A 2847-nucleotide genomic window follows, 5' to 3' on the forward strand; every position below is an offset into this window, starting at 1 on the left:
GGGATGCGTCGCGACCAGGCGATAGCCGCCAGAATGGAACACCAGCGGGTCGCCGCCGGGTGCGGGGAACTCCTCGATCTCGCCGAGGAAGATCACGTGATCGCCGGCGTCCACACGCGCCACGGTGCGGCATTGGAACTGTGCGACAACGCGATCGAGCAGTGGCGTGCCGCCGACGCCGTCGCGATGCTCGACCCCGGCGAACTTGTCGTCCGACGGCGTGGCGAACTGTCGGGACAGGTCGTGCTGGTCGGCGGCGAGGATGTTCACCGCAAACCGTCCGGCCGCCGTCAGATCGGCCAGGCTCGGCGCGGTGCGGGCGGGGCAGAACGAGACCAGCGGCGGATCGAGGGACACCGAGGTGAACGAGTTGGCGGTGAGCCCGATCTTGCGGCCTTCAGGCGATTTTGCGGTGATCACCGTGACGCCGGTGACGTACTGGCCCAGTGCCCGACGCAGTTCGCGCTGGTTGAGCACCGACTTGGCCTCTCGGCGGGCGGTCTCGACCAGTCGCTGGGCTTCGTCGGCAGAGAACCACCAGCCCTGCACGGTGCGCGGATCGTCGAATCCGCGAACCACCGCATCGGCGACCGTGGACAACTCCGAGGCATTGCCGAACACCGCCGCGATGTGGTCGGGGATGCCGCCGAGGACGCTGTTGGTCCACGCTACGGACCACTGACCCCAACCGCGCCAATACTTCTCGAAGGTGCGGTTCATCCAGGCGGCATCGAACGGGCGGTCGCCGCGCGCGAGGATCGCCTGGTGATAGGTGTGGGCCGAGTGCACCGCATTGTTGCTCCCCTGACCGGTGATCGGGTCGTTGAGTACCACCACGTCGGCCATGCCGAGTACCCGTCGTCCGTTGCACAACTGTGCGACCGGATGCCGCACGGTCGGGGTGACGGCACCGTGCAGCGTCGCATTGAGGTCGGTGAGGGCGATGTCGGCGGCCTGGGCGGCGATATCGGGGAAGTGCTCGGTCAGTGCGTTGGTGACGTAGTCGAGCCGCGCGGCTGCCGTGCTCAGCTCGCTTGCCGGATCCAGTGGACCGCCTGGTACCGCCTCGATCAGGATGATCTGACACGTCCCGCTGACGGTCAGCGCCGGCATCGTCAGGCACTCGCCGACGCCGGGCACCACGGTCATGGTCAGTTCCGCAGTCTCTTCGACATCCATTCCCGAGACGTAGACCAGGGTGGACACCCGCTGCGGTGCGTCGTAGACGGTGCGGTTGCCGTCGACCGAGAATAGCTGGGCGAGTGTGCCTTTGCCACTGGCAGCGATGGTCAGATCGTGGGTTTCGCTCAGTTCCTCGAGTTCGGCGGTACCGACCTCGCCCAGGCGCAGCGTGCCGCCGAGTTCGGTGAAGTCGTCGATCCACCGTGCGCACTTGAGTCGCTGATCCAGCGACGCGGCATGCTCGTCGAGTTTGCCAACCAACGACACCGCAGGCGACGGGGTGCCGCCGCCCGTCGGAGCGACCCTGATCGCCATCCGGTTGATCGCGGGCACATCGCCGGGCCAGTGATCGAGTCCGAGATCGGATTCGATGGCCAATGCCGAAGAGAACATGCACTGGCTGGAAAGTACTGGGCCGGTACGGATGTCATTGGCGCTGCGATCGGTGGCCAAGGTGACGTCGTAGCCGTCGCGGCGCAGGGCCAGCGCGAGTAGTGCGCCCGACTGGCCCGCCCCGACGATCGCGATCCTGCGGCTCATGACGCCACCGGTTGCAGGTACTCCGAGGCGGCCAACGCCGGGTCCATGAACCAGTTGAAGAAGTCACGCGGGTCGTCGAAGCCGTTGGCGAAGCGGCGGGCGATGCGGCTGTCACCGGTGGCGCCACCGAGCAAGGCCAGGACGTGCTCCGGCGGCGGCGAGAGCAGCGCGTTGGTCCAGTCGACGACGTACTTGGCGTAATCCCAGTAACGTTCGAAGGTTTCGGACATGAAGGCCGCATCGAACGGTGCATCGCCGTGTTCGAGGATGCTGGCCAGATACGAGGAGGCGCACTTGCTGGCGTTGTTGCTGCCCTGTCCGGTGATCGGATCGTTGAGCACCACCACGTCGGCCATGCCGAGGACCGGCGCGCCTGAGGGCAGTGTCGCGACTGCGTGTCGGATGGTGGGCGGGAACCGGCCGGCGAGGGTGCCGTTGGCGTCGGTCAGTTCGATGTGTGCCGAGCGGGCCGACTCCCACGGGGTGAAAGTGTCGACGACCCACTTGGCGCGTTCGAGATGCTCTGCGGGACTCGATATGTCACCCCAGCAATCCATCGGCCCGCCGGGGATCCCCTCCATCACCATGATCTCGCACGGACCGGTGGTGGTCAGTGCCGGGAATACGAAGTACTCGCCGACACCCGGGATCAGGTTGAACGCGACCGACGAATAAGGTTCGCGGGGAGGCATTCCGGTGACGTAGGTCAGGGCGAGGGCACGTGCGGGTGCAGTGTGCACCGAGCGGGCGTCATCGCGGGCGAACATCTTTGCGATCTCGCCCTTGCCTGCTGCGACGATCACCAGATCGCTGGTGGTGGCGTAGTTCTCAAGCGCTGCGACATCGGCGGCGGCGATCACAAGTGTGCCGCCGCGACGCTCGAACTCGTCCATGAACTTCGGCATCTTGACGCGTTGATCGACCGACTGGGCGGGCAGATCCAGGCGTGAGGACCAACTGAAGGCCGGGGTGCCGTCCGGGCCGGGTACGGCGAAGCCGATGCCCTCGACAGATGGACAGTCCTTTGCCCAGAAGTCCAGTCCCAGAGCGGCCTCGCGAGCCAGAGAGGATCCGAACATGCACTGGCTGGAACTGACCTTGCCGCCAGCGATCTGTTCGGGTGTT

Annotated in this window: 2 protein-coding genes; both read right to left on the bottom strand. The window is 66.3% G+C overall.

The genetic code is table 11. From position 1 onward, the window contains the following. A partial coding sequence (locus B1964_RS25975; protein WP_079931864.1) for a flavin reductase occupies positions 1-1722 on the bottom strand: 1722 nt, incomplete at its 3' end. Beyond that, a partial coding sequence (locus B1964_RS25980; RefSeq protein ID WP_079931865.1) for a styrene monooxygenase/indole monooxygenase family protein occupies positions 1719-2847 on the bottom strand: 1129 nt, incomplete at its 5' end. The genes B1964_RS25975 and B1964_RS25980, both read right to left, overlap by 4 nt.

It is taken from the genome of Gordonia sp. i37, from assembly GCF_002043085.1.
In the GTDB taxonomy this organism is placed as follows: domain Bacteria; phylum Actinomycetota; class Actinomycetes; order Mycobacteriales; family Mycobacteriaceae; genus Gordonia; species Gordonia polyisoprenivorans.